Below are 14,813 nucleotides of genomic sequence, written 5' to 3'. Positions count from 1 at the left end.
CTCTGTCCTGCCGAACATCTTGCCTCGAGAGGGGAGATTGGCAGCTTTGCCGACAGCGCCAGCTCAGGCCGGGGCGTTGACACGCTGTGGGCGCGTTGCCCAGTCGGCAACCGTCGCGCCAGCAACGCTCTCGCCGGCAACCATCCCGGTCGTCTGCGGCGCAAGCAGGTCGTTGCGGCGGGCGAAGGCGACGAAGGTGGCGCGCGCGGTTTCGGCGTCGATCTCTCCTTCCAATGCGGCACGGCACGCTTTTGCGGCAATGTCGTGCGCCGCCGTCCGGCTTGCCGCCGGCCACTCAGCCAAAAGCGCATGGGCCTCAGCCGCGCTTTCTATCTTCGTCGGCGTACCGAGGCCGGTGAGGATGGTAACCGGCTTGTCGAACGAAGCACGATCCATGACACTCTCCTTTCCTGGCTCACTCGGCTCCTTTCGGAACTCAACCGCGCGGGCGCTTCGATCCGCCTGCAGGACGGCGTCGATCGGCGAATGCGATACGGCTTGCATGCCCGGCCGCGGCAGCAGCCGATGCACCTTGACCAGCGCCTCGAGCCAGGCCGCCACGCCCAGCGGCGGATGTTCGCGCCCGTAGAGCCACGCCTTTGCCTTGGCTATGGGATACCCCGCCTCTTCGGCGAAATCGTTTTCCGACCACCGCAGCAGGCGCAGGCATTCGCGCATCCGCGCCGCGATCATTTGCGCTCCTCCGTGCCGGCTCCCACGCGTTGAGCCGACAGAAACATCAGCGTGTAGGCCGCCTTGTGGCGGTCCCAGCCGGCCGACTCGGCCATATCCAGCAAGCCGTCGACCAAAGGCGCCAGCGCTGCCCTGCAATCGGTCTCATAGTTGAAATCGTTCTTCGGGCGGGTCGGCGCCGCGATCTTTCCAAAACTGTCCATCATATCCATGGCAACACCTGCTCAGCATTAGTACCGGACCGGCAAGACCGTGCCCGCTTTTGGCGGACACGGTCCATCTGCCGTTTTCGAAATCGCGCCTTGGAAGCCTGGCCTTAGAAGTCCATGCCGCCACCGCCCGGCATCGGAGGCATGGGCGTTTCCTTCTTCGGCTTCTCGGCCACCATCGCCTCGGTCGTCACCAACAGGCCGGCAACAGAGGCGGCACCCTGCAGCGCAGTGCGCACGACCTTGGCCGGATCGATGACGCCCTGCCCGTACAGGTCGCCGAACTCGTTGGTCTGGGCGTTCCAGCCATAGCCGAAGTCGGTCGTCTCGCGCAGCTTGCCGACGATAATCGAACCTTCCGCACCGGCGTTCTCGGCGATCTGGCGCACCGGCGCTTCGATGGCGCGACGCACGATGTCGACACCGGTCTTCTGATCGGGATTGTCGACGACGACGTTATCGAGCGCCTTCGCCGCCCTCAGCAGGGCCACGCCGCCGCCGGGCAGGATACCCTCCTCGACCGCCGCGCGTGTGGCGTGCATGGCGTCGTCGACGCGATCCTTGCGCTCCTTGACCTCGATCTCGGTCGAGCCGCCGACGCGGATGACGGCGACACCGCCAGCGAGTTTGGCCAACCGCTCCTGCAGCTTCTCGCGGTCGTAGTCGGAGGTGGTTTCCTCGATCTGCGCCTTGATCTGGCTGATGCGCGCCTGGATTTCATCCTTGCGGCCGGCACCGTCGACGACGGTGGTGTTCTCCTTCTCGATCAGCACCTTCTTGGCGCGGCCGAGCATCTCCAGTGTGACGTTCTCGAGCTTGATGCCGAGGTCTTCCGAGATCGCCGTGCCGCCGGTCAGGATGGCGATGTCTTCCAGCATGGCCTTGCGGCGATCACCGAAGCCCGGCGCCTTGACCGCTGCAACCTTCAGGCCGCCGCGCAATTTGTTGACGACCAGCGTCGCCAGCGCCTCGCCTTCGACGTCCTCGGCGATGATCAACAGCGGCTTGCCGGATTGCACGGCGGCTTCGAGCACAGGAAGCATGGCCTGCAGGTTGGACAGCTTCTTCTCGTGGATCAGCACATAGGGTTCTTCGAGTTCGACGCGCATCTTTTCCTGGTTGGTGATGAAATAGGGCGAGAGATAGCCACGGTCGAACTGCATGCCTTCGACCACTTCCAACTCAGTCTCAGCGGTCTTGGCTTCCTCGACAGTGATGACACCCTCATTGCCAACCCTTTCCATCGCCTCTGCGAGGAAGCGGCCGATCTCGGCATCGCCATTGGCAGAGATGGCGCCGACCTGAGCGATTTCGTCGTTCCTGGTCACCTTGCGGGCATTGGATTTCAGGTCGGCGACGACGGCGTCGACCGCCTTGTCGATGCCGCGCTTCAAATCCATCGGGTTCATGCCGGCAGCGACCGCCTTGGCCCCTTCCCTGACAATGGCCTGAGCAAGAATCGTCGCAGTCGTGGTGCCATCACCTGCGGTGTCGCTGGTCTTCGAGGCGACCTCGCGCACCATCTGCGCGCCCATATTCTCGAACTTGTCCTCCAACTCGATTTCTTTGGCGACAGTCACGCCGTCCTTGGTGATGCGCGGCGCGCCGAACGACTTGTCGAAGACGACATTGCGGCCCTTGGGACCGAGCGTTACCTTCACCGCATTGGCGAGAATATCGACGCCGCGCAGCATTTTCTCGCGGGCTTCGGTATGAAATTTCACATCTTTGGCAGCCATTGGATCACTCCTTCGAATAGGCAGCTTTCGTTGACCGGAATGCTTGTTCAGGCCCCGCTCAGGCGGCCCTCTTCATCTCGCCGGCGCCCTCGATAACGCCCAGCACGTCGCCCTCCTTCATGATGAGCAAATCCTCGCCATTGAGCTTGATCTCGGTGCCGGACCATTTGCCGAACAGGATGCGGTCGCCGACCTTGACGTCGAGCGGCTGCAACTGGCCGCTGTCGTCGCGCGCGCCCGGACCGGCGGCAATGACCTCGCCTTCCTGCGGCTTCTCCTTGGCGGTGTCGGGGATGATGATGCCGCCGGCGGTCTTCTCGTCGACCTCGATGCGGCGGACCAGGATACGGTCGTGCAATGGACGGAACGTCATGTCGTTCTCCTCTCGGGACAAACAAATTTTCGAAAATCCTCCTGACCGGACCGGTAATATCGGCCCGGCACGGGGTGCGCGACCCTTCATCAGGCATCGCGCGCATACGAACTAGTCGCGCTTTTTTCAGCTTTCAAGAGGATCAGGCAAAAATTTTAGCACTCGGCACCTGAGAGTGCCAATACGCTGTAATCGTTCGCACATTAGCTGCTCTCAGCTACATGCGGCTCAAATTCTGGCAGGATATTTTCAAAATCCCGCCCGTCCGGGGCCGCTCGTGGCGGCTGGAACCTATGTGGAAGGCGAGGCGTTTTGCGGACTGAGATTTCAACGGACCGAGATTTCAACGGAAAGGACGATCGCATGACCAGCAGGGACTTTCAGCTCCAGATGCAAGGGTTTGGCCTCACCACGGCGGAGATCCACTACCGCCTGCCCGATCATCGGAGTCTGCTGCAGCTCTACATCTGGCAGGAATACGATATTGCCCCCGATTTCCCGACGCTGAAGCATTTCCTCGATTTCTGGGAGCGCGAGATCGAAGGCCCGCTGCATTCGGTACGCGTCGCCCATCATCACCTGATCCAGCCTTCCGAATGGCGGGCCGTAAACGGCATTATCACCGTCCACTGAGGAGCAGCCGAACTGCCGCTAGACAGCGGGCAAAGTCTCCGAAACGGGGAAAGGCAGCTGCCTCTCCCCACTTGTTTTGGACCTCACAATATCGGAGGGGGGTCCGGACTAGCCGGCGTGGTCGACAGGCTTGCGGGCCGTTGCGAGCAATCCGGCCTTGCGCGCCGCCCTGACGAACGCCTTGCGCGCATCACGCGCAGTGCGCCAGCCGTCGAGCGCGTCGCGGCAGGTCCGATAGGCCGCGCGCCAACTCCGGCCGCGTGCACGGTCCGGCCACTGCTGGCGCATGCATTCGATGGCTTCCCAACTGCTGGCGACCTTGCGCTCGCTGGATTGGAATTTCAACATGATCGGTTCGGCAAAGCGGACGTCGTCCATCACTTCCTCCTTGTTTTCTGATCGTCTTCTTGTTTGAGCAAGCAACGCTATGCTGGCGGTGCCAGCGGCCGGCCGGCGCCGCTGAAGGACATGGTTCGCCTCTTTACGCGGTTCAAGAGCATGGGGCGCGGTTCAAGAGCATCGCGGCTACAGCCGGTTATTCGTCCTCGTCCGGCCCTTGCAGCAGTTCGATCAGCGTCGCTACCCTTGCCGTCGGCAGCGGCCGGCCCTCGTTCACCAGAGCCTCGTCGGCGGCGATCCAGGCCAGGGCCTCGCGCAATTCCTGGACCGTCCCGTCCGTCGCCGCAATGTCGGCGATCACGGCTTCGTCGACCGGGCCCAGCACAGAAATGATCTCGTCGCGTGTCATGGTCAGCTCCATCTGCAAGTGCCGGGAATGGGCCCGGCAACAGAAGAATCTGGGTCTTGACCTGCAGCAGACAATAACCGCCGGGGAAGTCAGCGTTGGCGACTGAGGCCAGCCGGCGAAACCGCCAATCTCCCCATTAGAGGGGGAGATGGCCGGCAGGCCAGAGGGGGGCGCTGTCCCTCGAATCTATCGAAATTAGAACAGCTAGTAACCAGACAAATCAGAGGGCCGATGGGCAAATGACTCACCACCCAGTGCCTGCAAACAACCGCGGCAATGCGCGCAAAATGCGCAGGGCCATGACGGACGCCGAACTGAAGCTTTGGAATGAAGTCCGGGCGCATCGTCTCATGGGGCTGGCATTTCGGCGGCAGATGCCAATCGCAGGCCATATCGTCGATTTTGCCTGCCCGAACAAAAAGCTGATCATCGAGTTGGATGGTTGCCAGCACGCCGAACTCGAAGCCACGGGATCGGACGCTGGCAGAAGTGCAAGGCTTGCAAGGCTGGGCTGGACTGTCCTGCGCTTCTGGAACGACGACGTTATTCGCGATATCGACAATGTCTGTCAGCACATCGTGATTGCGGCTGGCTTGGCTCGGTAGACATGCGTTGAGCTCGGATGCCGGGCTTAGATCAGCAAGGCTTGCGGGACAGCGCCCCCCTCTGTCCTGCCGGACATCTCCCCCTCAAGTGGGGAGATTGGCTGTTTCGCCGACGGCGCCCCCTTTGCGAGATTTGGCGCAACGATCCGGCACAAGAAAACCACCGGGCCTTGACTTGCGGCGGACGACAACCAGATCGAAAGCACAGGTCGCCGAAATGGGGCCGGCGGAACCCAGGGAGCGCCGGCTCTTGGAAGAGGGCAAATGTCGATGACCCGTTCTCCCGACGCTCCGGTTCCGCCTGACCAGGCGCAGCACGCCCTGCAGTGCCTGACGACCGAGCATTTCGTGCTGCAAAACGCTCGCGCCGCGACCATTCAGGAAGCGAACCAGAGAGCCGATCTGTTCCTGACCTCGGTCTCGAGTGCAACGATTGCCTTGTCCTTCGTCGCGCAAATGGGCAGGCCGTTCGTGTTGTTCGCGACCTGCATTCTCGTCCTGCGGCGTTATCATAGTCGCGCCTGGGCGGCGGCCGAAGAAAGCTTGCCCGCACGGTTCCTGGGCGACGATGGCAACAGCGAAAGCTAGCGTCGACACAACCGGATCTCGAAAAGTGGCAGGCAGCCGCCCTTGCGTCTTGCGCGCCAATTGCCCATCCTCGCCAACATCATTTGCACCGCGGCCGGGGGGTTCGCATATGCCGACGCTTTATGCGCTGAAACCGGCCTTCCAGGCCAGGCTGCGGCCGCTTGCCGATGGCCTGGCTAGGGCCGGCGTCACCGCCAACCAGATCACGCTGCTGGCCGCGGCCCTCTCGCTCGCCACCGGCTTTGTGGTGGCAGCCCTTGCCGGCCACCGCGTGGTCTTTCTGCTGATGCCGCTCGTGCTGTTTACGCGAATGGCGCTGAATGCGATCGATGGCATGCTCGCAAGGGAACATGGCCAGGCCTCGACGCTCGGCATGTATCTCAACGAGCTCTGCGACGTTGTCTCCGATCTCGCTTTGATCCTGGCCTTTGCCGTCCTTTTTCCTGCCTGGGGCGTCGTTGCGTTTGCGATCGCGGCGATGATCACGGAGTTCGCCGGCGTGCTCGGCATCGCCGCAGGAACCGGGCGCAACTATGCCGGCCCGTTCGGCAAGAGCGACCGGGCGCTGGCGCTCGGCATCCTCGCCGTGCTTATCGCGTCCGGCCTGTGGGTCCCGGCGCTCACGCCGCTCGTGTTTCCGGCCATGGCTACACTCTCGCTGGCGACCGCCATCAACCGGATACGCAGCGGCCTTAACGGGAGCGGCAGCTGAATTCGGTCTCGCCAGGGAGAACAACATGCTTCACCAACAGACGGTTGCCGCAGTGGCTTCAGCCAACATCGAGCGGGTGGCGCAGGAGCGCAGCTTCAAGAGCCATGACGGCACCGAGATCTTCTATCGCTATTGGCCGGCGCTGTCGGAAAACCGCAAGGGCGCCGTCCTGCTGTTCCACCGCGGCCACGAGCATGGCGGCCGCATGGCGCATCTGGTCGACGAGCTCCAGATGCCCGACCACGCCTTCTATGCCTGGGACGCGCGCGGCAATGGCCGCTCCGCCGGCGAACGCGGCTATGCGCCGTCGTTTGCCGCGCTGGTGCGCGACATCGATTGTTTCGTGGGCGAGATCGGCAGCGACGGGTTTGCGCGGCGCGACATCGCGCTGATCGCGCAATCCTTCGGCGCCGTGCTTGCTGCCGCCTGGGTGCACGATTACGCGCCCGACATTCGCGCCCTGGTGCTGGCCTCGCCGGCCTTCTCGGTCAAGCTCTACGTGCCCTTCGCCAAGCAAGGCATTGCGTTGTGGCAGAAGCTGAAGGGCCGCTTCTTCGTCAATTCCTACGTCAAGGCGAAATTCCTGACGCATGACCCCGAACGCATCGCCTCCTTCGACGCCGACCCGCTGATCACCCGGCCGATCGCCTCCAACATCCTGGTCGAGCTCTACGACCATGCCGCGCGCATCGTCGCCGACGCCCGCGCCATCACCGTGCCGACACAGGTTCTGATTTCCGGCAGCGACTGGGTGGTGCGGCATGGACCGCAGCACGAGTTTTTCGTCAATCTGGCGAGCCCGGCCAAGGAGCGGCATGTTTTGGCCGGCTTCTTTCACGACACGCTGGGCGAGCGCGACCGCCACAAGGCACTCGACCTGATCAGGCCTTTCCTCGAAAAGCAATTCGCGGCGCCGGAAAAGCCGGTCGACCTGATCGAGGCCGATCGCGCCGGCTACACACGCGACGAGGCCGACCGGCTGGCCTCACCGCTGCCGCTGCTGTCGCCCAGGGGCCTCTACTGGGCAATGAGCCGCGCCTCGATCCGCATGGGCGCCTGGCTGTCGTCCGGCATGAAGACAGGGATTGCCACCGGCTTCGATTCCGGCTCGACGCTCGACTATGTCTACGAGAACGAGGCGCGCGGCATCAGCCCCATCGGCCGCATGATCGACCGCACCTTTCTCGACGCCATCGGCTGGCGCGGCATCCGCCAGCGCAAGCTGCATCTGGAAGAGCTGATCGGCAGCGCCGCCTCCTCGCTCAAGGCCGCCGGCCGGCCGGTCCATATCGTCGATATCGCAGCCGGCCATGGCCGCTACGTGCTCGATGCCGTGCAGAAATGCGCCGAGCCACCGGCAAGCGTTCGGCTGCAGGATTTCTCCGAGCTCAACGTCTCGCTCGGCCGCAAGCTGATCGCCGAGCGCAGGCTGCCGGCGACCGTCTCGTTCCATCAAGGTGACGCCTTCGACGCCACGATGCTGGCCGGGCTCGAACCGGCGCCGGATCTCGCCATCGTCTCGGGGCTCTACGAATTGTTTTCCGACAATGCCATGATCGGCCGCTCGCTCGGTGGACTGGCCAGCGCCATGCAGCCCGGAAGCCTGCTCGTCTACACCAACCAGCCCTGGCATCCGCAGCTCGAGATGATCGCGCGCAGCCTGACCTCGCACCGCGGCGGCCAGGCCTGGGTGATGCGCCGCCGCACGCAGGCCGAGATGGACCAGCTGGTGGCGGCCGCCGGCTTCGAGAAGCTCGACCAGCGCATCGACCAGTGGGGCATCTTCACCGTTTCGGTCGCGCGGCGCGTCTGAGCATGGATTTGCCTACCTCTGCCTTACCTCGCGATGCCCCTGCCCTTCCGGCCTTGCCGCGCGAGCCGTATCCCGGGATAGTCCTGCGCGCCGCCCTGTGGCTGGCATTTCTGGCACCGTTCTTCTACGCCACTTACGGCTTCGCCAACTGGCTGGCGTCGCGGCGCGACGATGTCGGCAGCATCGTCTTCGGCTGGGAGCATGGCATCCCGTTCCTTGCCTGGACGATCATGCCCTACTGGTCGATCAATCTATTCTATGGCCTGTCGCTGCTGTTGAACAATTCGAAGAGCGGCGTCGACCGCCTTGCCGGCCGCTATCTGACGGCGCAGATTGTCGCCGTCGCCTGCTTCATCCTGTTCCCGCTGACGGCGACCTTCGTGCGCCCGCAGACGAGCGGCCTGCCCGGCTTCATGTTCGCCGTGCTCGGCGGCTTCGACAAACCCTTCAATCAGGCGCCGTCACTGCACATCGCACTGCTGGTCATCATCTGGGACCATTGGCGTCACAGATTGACCGGCATCGCCGGCTTCGCCTGGCATGTCTGGTGTTTCCTGATCGGCGCCTCGGTGCTGACGACGTGGCAGCACCATTTCGTCGACATTCCAACCGGCGCGCTGCTCGGCCTTTTCGCCCTGTGGCTGTTTCCGCGCGACGGCGAGCTGCCGTTCGCCGGCTTCCGCCTGAGCGCTGATCCGAACGCGCGGCGGCTGGCGCTGTTCTATGCGTTTGGCGCAAGCCTTGCGCTGGCCGGCGCCGCTGCCGGGGCATTGGTCTCGGCGGTGTGGCTCATCCTGTTGTGGCCGGCACTGGCGCTGGCCATAGTCGCTTTCGCCTATGCCGGCGCCGGCGCCAAGGTGTTCCAGAAAACAGCCGATGGCCGCGTGTCGCTGGCCAGCCGTCTTCTGCTGTGGCCCTACCGGGTTGCCGCCAAGGTCAATGTCTGGGCATGGACGCGAAAGCTTCCGGCGCAGATCGTCATCGCCGACGGTGTTTGCCTTGGCCGTTTTCCGACCGCCGCCGAGGCCGACGCCTTCGGCACGGTGATCGATCTTGCCGGCGAATTGGAAAGGCCGCGTGGCGCCTCGATCCGCTGGGTGAGCCTGCCCATGGTCGACCTTTTGCCGCCGTCTCGCGAGGCGCGTGCGCAAGCGGTGGCGGCGATCGAGACGGCGCAGAGCCAGGGCACGGTGCTGGTCTGCTGTGCGCTCGGCTTCCAACGCAGCGCCGCCGTCGTCGCCGAATGGCTGGTCGCCAGCGGCCGGGCCGCGACGCCGGATCAGGCGCGAGGCCAGCTCGCCGCCGCGGGCCGGCCGGTGCATCTTGGCATGGACGCGGCGACATGACCGCCTATCGTGACAAGGCCGAAGCGTTCGCCGCCGGGCTGATGGTGCAGGTGGCATGGCCGCTGCTGTTGATTGCTGCTGCCTTGCTGGCTGCGCCGGTCATCGGCCTGGCGGCTGCGCCGCAAACATCGTCGCTGTCCGCAGCGGCCTGGCTGATCGCCGCCGCGGGTGCCATAGCCACAATTATTCTGTCGGCCCTGCTTTTGTTCGACGCGCTGCTGTTCCGGCTGATGGCCAGCCACGCCAGCGAGGCAGGCGGCTGTGCGGCGATCGACGACGTGCTGGCGCGCATGCGGCTGAAACCCACGGCGGCCGGCGGCCGCTCGCTCGACCAGCGGATGGCCGGCACGCGCCGCCTGCTCGCCAGGCAGCGCATCGCCTTCAGTCTGTTCGCGGCCGCCTCGGTCGTCGCGGCATTCTTTTGAGCCCGTCCATGACAAAGCTTCGCGTCAGCACCTATACCTTGCTGCAGACGGTGACCTCGGTCGGCCTGTCGGCGCTGGCCTGGGTGGTCACCGGCGTGCGGCCGATCTGGAACGGCAGCCAGCCATCGGACCGGCAGCGCATCTACTTCGCCAACCATGCCAGCCACGGCGATTTCATCCTGCTGTCGGCCTGCCTTAGCGAGAAGGAACGCGCCCGTACCCATGCGGTGGCGGCCGCCGATTATTGGGGCAAGACGCGGCTGCGCCGTTTCATTGCCGAGGACATGCTGTCTTCCGTGCTGATCCACCGGCAATGGACGGACGAAACGCAGCACCCGATCTCGATCATGCTGTCGGTGCTCGACCAGGGCCATTCGCTGATCCTGTTTCCCGAAGGCACGCGCAACATGACCGACGAACCGCTGCTGCCGTTCCGCTCCGGCCTCTACAATCTGTCGATGGCGCGGCCCGATGTCGAACTCATCCCGTGCTGGATCGAGAACATGTCGCGGGTGTTGCCCAAGGGGCAATTCGTGCCGGTGCCGCTGCTTTGCCGCGTCGTCTTCGGCGCGCCGATCGCCATTCAACCGGGTGAGGAACGCCGCGCCTTTCTCGACCGCGCCCGCGAAACGCTGCTGGCGCTGAACCCCCGGCCGCAGCGAGACGATTGAGGACCAAGGCAAAATGCTGCCGATGATGCACGAAACCCTCATTCTGATTGTCGGCCTGCTGGCGGTGCTGATCAGTGCCAGCATCGTCGCCGGCGTCTTGTCGTGGCGCGCGCCAAAGCCGTTGTCGCCGGCGCTGGTCAACCTGACCCAGCGCATCAATGCCTGGTGGGTGATGGTGGTGGCGATCACCGTTGCCTTCTTTTTCGGCCGTCCCGGCATGACCATTCTGTTCGCGCTGATTTCCTTCGCCGCTTTGCGCGAATTCGTGACGCTGACACACAGCCGCCGCAGCGACCACTGGGTGCTGCTCGGCATGTTCGGCATCGTCATCCCGTTCCAGTACTGGCTGGTATGGACCGCCTGGTACGGCATGTTCACCATCTTCATCCCGGTCTACTGCTTCCTGCTGATGCCCGCGATCACAGCGCTGCACGGCGATACCGAGCGCTTTCTCGAGCGTGTCTCGGCGCAACAATGGGCGGTCATGATTTCGGTCTACTGCGTCAGCCACGTGCCGGCGCTGCTGACGCTCGAGGTGCCAGGCTTCGAAGGCCGCAACCTGTTGCTGATCGCTTTCCTGATCATCACCGTGCAAGGCAGCGACGTGCTGCAATATATCTTCGGCAAGCTGTTCGGCCGGCATCTCCTGGCGCCGACGGTCTCGCCGTCGAAGACCTGGGAGGGGCTGGTCGGCGGGCTGGCGGCGTCGAGCCTGCTCGGTGCGCTGCTGTCGTTCCTGACGCCGTTTTCGCCGCTGCAGGCAGCCGGCGTCGCCTTCATCGCCTGCCTGATGGGCTTTCTTGGGGGGCTGGTCGCCTCCGCCATCAAGCGCGATCAAGGCGTCAAGGACTGGGGCCATCTGATCGAAGGCCATGGCGGGATGATGGACCGCGCCGACAGCCTGGTCTTCGCCGCCCCGGTCTTCTTCCATACGGTGCGCTATTTCTGGACTGTGTGAGGGGTACGCCCTTTGCTGCGCCACTGTCCGGACGGTTAAGCCCGACCCTTGCGAAGCACCTGATCCGTCTTTCGCGAAAACAGTAATAACCCCACCTGCCGCGGTCGTTCGCCGCGGTCATTTTGCCGCGGCGAGCGGCTCTTTCTTGCGCGCCGGCGCCAGGCGGCGCATGCGGCGTTTGGCGGTGGTCTTCAGCGCCACCGGCGGAGCGCTGGACAACGCACCGAGCACCGCGCCGACCATGTCGTGTGCGACGAAATCGGCGTTGATCTCATTGGCCAATCTGGCATCTGCCTCTTGGTTGTCGCTGTCGGGTTCCGACCACAACACGATGCCCACCCGCAAGCTTGGTTTGGCGCGTTTCAGCCGACGGACCAGGAACCGGCCGTGCTTGACGGAATCCGGGTTCAAAAATCCGGCGACGACGGTATCGACGGCGTCGAGCTCAAGGCGGCGAATGCTCCCCGGTTCCATCTCGGCGAAGCTCGCCCTCAACACCGTGGCGCCCTGGACTTCGAGCACCTGCGCCAGCATGGCGGCAGCCGCGTCGTCGAGTTCGCCGCGCCCTCCGGCGCACAGCACCGACATGCCCGTGCCATCCGGCAGTTCGGTGTCGTCCTCCCCCTGAACCTGCTTGTCCTCGCCTGAGCCGTTGTCCTCGGCTGCGGCCGTGTCGTCCGCTTCCGCCTCCTCCTGCGCGCTGTCGTCGAGGTTGGCCACCATCGTCAGCGCGCTGCCCGCGACCTGCTGTCTTTGCTCATCGCTCAACACACCACGCACCCGGTCCTGCTCGCCGAGCAGCAGTGCGGGAATCGCGACCTCGTCGTAGAACTCGACCAGATATTTTTCCTCCAGCATCTCCTCGGCATGGTCCGTCGCTTCCTCGGGATCGCCGGCCAGCAGCCGCTGGTAAAGCCGGGCGTGCGGTTCGAGCACGGGTTCGTTGCCGAACAGAACGTCGAGGAATTCGAACTGCGGCACATGGCGGCCGAGCACGACGAGGCAGACCGTAAGCGGCGTCGACAGAACCAGGCCCAATGGGCCCCAGAGCCAGGTCCAGAAGATCGCCGCAACGATGATGGCCAACGGCGACAGCCCGGTGCGCGAGCCGTAGAGCCAGGGTTCGATCACGTTGCCGGTGATCAGTTCCACCACCACGAAAAGCCCGGCGGTCCATAGCACGAGCGACCAGCCGGGCGCCACGGCCAGCGCCAGGAACAGAGGCAACAGCGTCGCGATGACCGGGCCGATATAGGGGACGAAGCGCAGCGCCAGCGCCAGCAAACCCCACAGCAATGGATTGGGTATGCCCAGCAGCCAAAGTCCGATTGCAATCGGGACGGCATAGACGATGTTCACGACCAATTGCATGAGCAGGTAGCGGCCGACGCGCTTGCCGGCATCCTGCAGCGCCTCGGTGGTTCGATGCAGGTCGCCGTAGCCGACGAGGCGTATGAAGCGATCGCGCAGATCCTCCCGCTCGAGCAGCATGAATATGACGACCACGACGATCAGTCCGGCCGATGCCAGCGGGCTCAGCAGCGGGCCGATCAGATTCTGGAGGACCTCGAGCGGTCGTTCGCGCGCGACGATTTCGACCGGGATCGGTTCCCGCGGAGGCTGATCGGCGGCGGGTTGTGCGGGCTCGGGTCTGTCGAGCTCCTGGCCGACGCGTTCGATCACCCGGCTCAATCTGGAAACGATGCCGCCGCCGACGCCGGTTTCCTTGAGCGACCGGACCTTGGTCAGGATATTCGCCTGGTAAAGCGGAATGTTCTGCGCCAGTTCACTGACCTGCGTGGCGACGATGAAGGAGAACAGCGCCAGCACCGTGAATGCGCCGAGCACGCTGGCGATTACGGCAGGAAGACGCGGAATGCCGGCTCGCTTGAGTGCCGAAACCATGGGTACGAGCGCAAAGGTAAGCAGCAGCGCGATTGCGATCGGCAGAAAGACCTCGCGCCCGAAATAGAGCGCCGCGACGGCCGTCACGACCGACGCTACGCTGGGCAAGGATGTGCGCGGAAGCGCCCTGGCCGCGGAAACAATGCCCGCCCGCCGGGGCTCCGACAGGTGCGCGCCGTTTCGACGATTTGCCGCCACTTGGTACCTCCGCCCCGCCGTCGCCATGATCGGGCATATTGAGCCGGCGTGCAACTTCGTAGCGTCTCACCCAGCTGGACGCCGATTGCCCTGGTCGGCAGCGCCGCAAATTCAGTCATGGTAGAATTTTCTGCATTAATGGCGTCACGGGCAATCCTGTTCCATGCCTGCGCCAGAACGTGGAACTTTTGGGTCAAAACGCCGTTCCTTCGTAGATCGCTGATGGACAACCTCAAAGCAGCAGCTCAGGAGGAATGATCATGAACATCAAGATGCTTTGCATGGGCGCGATGGCGCTTTCGATGATGACCGGCGCAGCGCTTGCCGCCGGTGCAACTGGCACTTCGGCGCTCGACGATCCGCAGAAAATGACGCCCTTCTTCACCGACGCCGGCATGAAGAGCATGAAGTCGGAAGCCGAATTCAAGGCGGCATGGATGGCCATGTCCACAAGCGACCGGGCCATGCTGTTGAAGGAATGCAGCGACGCAGGCATTGCCAAGACGCATGCTGACTTCTGCAAGATGGCCATGCAGCTCAACAAGTGACCGCCGGCTTTTTGCCGATTGCAATAACGGACCAAGCGATAGGGCGGGCAGCTCCGCCATCGTGCGACGTTCTTGTCTGCACCGGCGGGCGCTCAGCTATTCGAACTCGTGCCGGAATACCCGCGTAATGAAGGCCACGGCTTTTGTTCGATTGCCGTGGCGCCATTGGCATGGAATGACCGCCTGGTCGGAGCGCATGTCGCGGAGCGGCAATGCCACTACCGCCCAGGGAGTTCTGCTCGCAATCCGGGTTTTCCGGTTGGCCGTCCGCATAGCATTGCCGGCCGGAACGTTTGGCTGCCGGCACGCTTGACCCAGTGGGCATGATCCCAGCACGCTTGAACCTCGCCGCCAACCGTGAGATAGGCCGGGTAATGACCCAACCGCCTCCGCACCGGAGCCCCGCGAAAGACCTGCCATGACCGACGCGATCATAAGAGACAGCAATGGCACCGCGCTGCACGAGGGCGACTCCGCGACCTGATCAAGGATCTCAAGGTCAAAGGCACGTCGGAGACGATCAAGCGCGGCACGCTGGTGAAGAATATTCGCCTCACCGGCAATCCCGGCGAGATCGAATGCAGCACCAAGCAGGTGAAGGGCCTGGTGCTGAAGACCGAGTTTTTGAAAAAGGCGTGATCGCTTCGGC

Annotated in this window: 17 protein-coding genes and 1 pseudogene; 11 read left to right on the top strand and 7 right to left on the bottom strand. The window is 64.0% G+C overall.

Features of this window, described 5'->3' with window-relative positions; translation table 11 throughout:
• Positions 1 to 63 precede the first annotated feature (63 nt).
• The 4 genes from AC0L2X_RS22980 to AC0L2X_RS22965 form a co-directional block, all read right to left on the bottom strand.
• Positions 64 to 693 carry a DUF982 domain-containing protein gene (locus tag AC0L2X_RS22980; RefSeq protein ID WP_473560359.1) on the bottom strand — a complete coding sequence of 210 codons (630 nt, stop codon included), beginning with the start codon at positions 691 to 693 and terminating at the stop codon, positions 64 to 66.
• A complete protein-coding gene (locus tag AC0L2X_RS22975) occupies positions 690 to 905 on the bottom strand; it encodes a hypothetical protein (protein ID WP_473560357.1) in 216 nt (71 codons plus the stop codon). Before AC0L2X_RS22975 ends, AC0L2X_RS22980 begins: the two co-directional genes overlap by 4 nt.
• A 104-nt stretch (positions 906 to 1,009) precedes the next feature.
• Positions 1,010 to 2,641 carry a chaperonin GroEL gene (groL, locus tag AC0L2X_RS22970; protein ID WP_473560356.1) on the bottom strand — a complete coding sequence of 544 codons (1,632 nt, stop codon included), beginning with the start codon at positions 2,639 to 2,641 and terminating at the stop codon, positions 1,010 to 1,012.
• Between the two features lie 58 nt (positions 2,642 to 2,699).
• Positions 2,700 to 3,014 (bottom strand): co-chaperone GroES, encoded by a 315-nt coding sequence (locus AC0L2X_RS22965; protein WP_473600399.1) that lies wholly within the window; start codon positions 3,012 to 3,014, stop codon positions 2,700 to 2,702.
• A gap of 363 nt (positions 3,015 to 3,377) precedes the next feature.
• On the opposite strand from AC0L2X_RS22965, the gene AC0L2X_RS22960 reads away from it, so the two are divergent.
• Positions 3,378 to 3,647 carry an usg protein gene (locus AC0L2X_RS22960; protein ID WP_023718102.1) on the top strand — a complete coding sequence of 90 codons (270 nt, stop codon included), beginning with the start codon at positions 3,378 to 3,380 and terminating at the stop codon, positions 3,645 to 3,647.
• Positions 3,648 to 3,755: 108 nt separating this feature from the next.
• Here AC0L2X_RS22960 and AC0L2X_RS22955 read toward each other — a convergent pair whose 3' ends face one another.
• Positions 3,756 to 4,025 carry a DUF982 domain-containing protein gene (locus AC0L2X_RS22955; protein ID WP_473560354.1) on the bottom strand — a complete coding sequence of 90 codons (270 nt, stop codon included), beginning with the start codon at positions 4,023 to 4,025 and terminating at the stop codon, positions 3,756 to 3,758.
• 157 nt (positions 4,026 to 4,182) lie between these two features.
• Complete coding sequence (locus AC0L2X_RS22950) at positions 4,183 to 4,395, bottom strand: hypothetical protein (protein ID WP_352490081.1); 213 nt, start codon at positions 4,393 to 4,395, stop codon at positions 4,183 to 4,185.
• A 239-nt stretch (positions 4,396 to 4,634) separates the two neighbouring features.
• Here AC0L2X_RS22950 and AC0L2X_RS22945 point away from each other — a divergent pair, with 239 nt between their 5' ends.
• From AC0L2X_RS22945 to AC0L2X_RS22910, 8 genes are all read left to right on the top strand, one after another.
• Complete coding sequence (locus AC0L2X_RS22945; protein WP_473560352.1) at positions 4,635 to 5,000, top strand: endonuclease domain-containing protein; 366 nt, start codon at positions 4,635 to 4,637, stop codon at positions 4,998 to 5,000.
• Between the two features lie 264 nt (positions 5,001 to 5,264).
• A complete protein-coding gene (locus AC0L2X_RS22940) occupies positions 5,265 to 5,588 on the top strand; it encodes a hypothetical protein (protein ID WP_473560351.1) in 324 nt (107 codons plus the stop codon).
• A 109-nt stretch (positions 5,589 to 5,697) separates the two neighbouring features.
• Positions 5,698 to 6,300: a CDP-alcohol phosphatidyltransferase family protein gene (locus AC0L2X_RS22935; protein WP_352490075.1), complete on the top strand. Its 603-nt coding sequence runs from the start codon at positions 5,698 to 5,700 to the stop codon at positions 6,298 to 6,300.
• Between the two features lie 25 nt (positions 6,301 to 6,325).
• On the top strand, positions 6,326 to 8,113 hold the full coding sequence (locus AC0L2X_RS22930; RefSeq protein WP_473560350.1) for a bifunctional alpha/beta hydrolase/class I SAM-dependent methyltransferase: 1,788 nt from the start codon (positions 6,326 to 6,328) through the stop codon (positions 8,111 to 8,113).
• A 2-nt stretch (positions 8,114 to 8,115) separates the two neighbouring features.
• Positions 8,116 to 9,459 (top strand): phosphatase PAP2/dual specificity phosphatase family protein, encoded by a 1,344-nt coding sequence (locus AC0L2X_RS22925; RefSeq protein WP_473560348.1) that lies wholly within the window; start codon positions 8,116 to 8,118, stop codon positions 9,457 to 9,459.
• The gene (locus tag AC0L2X_RS22920; RefSeq protein ID WP_473560347.1) at positions 9,456 to 9,884 is read left to right on the top strand and encodes a hypothetical protein; all 429 of its coding nucleotides are present in this window, start codon (positions 9,456 to 9,458) and stop codon (positions 9,882 to 9,884) included. Before AC0L2X_RS22925 ends, AC0L2X_RS22920 begins: the two co-directional genes overlap by 4 nt.
• A gap of 8 nt (positions 9,885 to 9,892) precedes the next feature.
• Positions 9,893 to 10,555 (top strand): lysophospholipid acyltransferase family protein, encoded by a 663-nt coding sequence (locus AC0L2X_RS22915; RefSeq protein WP_292664595.1) that lies wholly within the window; start codon positions 9,893 to 9,895, stop codon positions 10,553 to 10,555.
• Between the two features lie 22 nt (positions 10,556 to 10,577).
• The gene (locus AC0L2X_RS22910) at positions 10,578 to 11,513 is read left to right on the top strand and encodes a phosphatidate cytidylyltransferase (protein WP_473560407.1); all 936 of its coding nucleotides are present in this window, start codon (positions 10,578 to 10,580) and stop codon (positions 11,511 to 11,513) included.
• Positions 11,514 to 11,630: 117 nt separating this feature from the next.
• On the opposite strand, the gene AC0L2X_RS22905 is transcribed toward AC0L2X_RS22910, so the two are convergent.
• Complete coding sequence (locus AC0L2X_RS22905; protein WP_473560345.1) at positions 11,631 to 13,616, bottom strand: AI-2E family transporter; 1,986 nt, start codon at positions 13,614 to 13,616, stop codon at positions 11,631 to 11,633.
• Positions 13,617 to 13,876: 260 nt separating this feature from the next.
• Here AC0L2X_RS22905 and AC0L2X_RS22900 point away from each other — a divergent pair, with 260 nt between their 5' ends.
• Both AC0L2X_RS22900 and AC0L2X_RS22895 read left to right on the top strand, forming a co-directional pair.
• Positions 13,877 to 14,164 carry a hypothetical protein gene (locus AC0L2X_RS22900; protein ID WP_473560343.1) on the top strand — a complete coding sequence of 96 codons (288 nt, stop codon included), beginning with the start codon at positions 13,877 to 13,879 and terminating at the stop codon, positions 14,162 to 14,164.
• Between the two features lie 418 nt (positions 14,165 to 14,582).
• Positions 14,583 to 14,803 (top strand): annotated as a pseudogene (locus AC0L2X_RS22895) (alkylphosphonate utilization protein).
• The last annotated feature ends 10 nt before the right edge of the window (positions 14,804 to 14,813 follow it).

It is taken from the genome of Mesorhizobium sp. WSM4828 (genome assembly GCF_055811175.1).
This window is presented reverse-complemented; position numbering and strand designations above follow the sequence as displayed.

What these genes read in the sequence shown, in the direction of transcription:
- AC0L2X_RS22980 (WP_473560359.1), bottom strand. Translation starts at nt 693, where the DNA reads ATGATCGCGGCGCGGATGCGCGAATGCCTGCGCCTGCTGCGGTGGTCG.
- AC0L2X_RS22975 (WP_473560357.1), bottom strand. Translation starts at nt 905, where the DNA reads ATGGATATGATGGACAGTTTTGGAAAGATCGCGGCGCCGACCCGCCCG.
- groL (WP_473560356.1), bottom strand. Translation starts at nt 2,641, where the DNA reads ATGGCTGCCAAAGATGTGAAATTTCATACCGAAGCCCGCGAGAAAATG.
- AC0L2X_RS22965 (WP_473600399.1), bottom strand. Translation starts at nt 3,014, where the DNA reads ATGACGTTCCGTCCATTGCACGACCGTATCCTGGTCCGCCGCATCGAG.
- AC0L2X_RS22960 (WP_023718102.1), top strand. Translation starts at nt 3,378, where the DNA reads ATGACCAGCAGGGACTTTCAGCTCCAGATGCAAGGGTTTGGCCTCACC.
- AC0L2X_RS22955 (WP_473560354.1), bottom strand. Translation starts at nt 4,025, where the DNA reads ATGGACGACGTCCGCTTTGCCGAACCGATCATGTTGAAATTCCAATCC.
- AC0L2X_RS22950 (WP_352490081.1), bottom strand. Translation starts at nt 4,395, where the DNA reads ATGACACGCGACGAGATCATTTCTGTGCTGGGCCCGGTCGACGAAGCC.
- AC0L2X_RS22945 (WP_473560352.1), top strand. Translation starts at nt 4,635, where the DNA reads ATGACTCACCACCCAGTGCCTGCAAACAACCGCGGCAATGCGCGCAAA.
- AC0L2X_RS22940 (WP_473560351.1), top strand. Translation starts at nt 5,265, where the DNA reads ATGTCGATGACCCGTTCTCCCGACGCTCCGGTTCCGCCTGACCAGGCG.
- AC0L2X_RS22935 (WP_352490075.1), top strand. Translation starts at nt 5,698, where the DNA reads ATGCCGACGCTTTATGCGCTGAAACCGGCCTTCCAGGCCAGGCTGCGG.
- AC0L2X_RS22930 (WP_473560350.1), top strand. Translation starts at nt 6,326, where the DNA reads ATGCTTCACCAACAGACGGTTGCCGCAGTGGCTTCAGCCAACATCGAG.
- AC0L2X_RS22925 (WP_473560348.1), top strand. Translation starts at nt 8,116, where the DNA reads ATGGATTTGCCTACCTCTGCCTTACCTCGCGATGCCCCTGCCCTTCCG.
- AC0L2X_RS22920 (WP_473560347.1), top strand. Translation starts at nt 9,456, where the DNA reads ATGACCGCCTATCGTGACAAGGCCGAAGCGTTCGCCGCCGGGCTGATG.
- AC0L2X_RS22915 (WP_292664595.1), top strand. Translation starts at nt 9,893, where the DNA reads ATGACAAAGCTTCGCGTCAGCACCTATACCTTGCTGCAGACGGTGACC.
- AC0L2X_RS22910 (WP_473560407.1), top strand. Translation starts at nt 10,578, where the DNA reads ATGATGCACGAAACCCTCATTCTGATTGTCGGCCTGCTGGCGGTGCTG.
- AC0L2X_RS22900 (WP_473560343.1), top strand. Translation starts at nt 13,877, where the DNA reads ATGAACATCAAGATGCTTTGCATGGGCGCGATGGCGCTTTCGATGATG.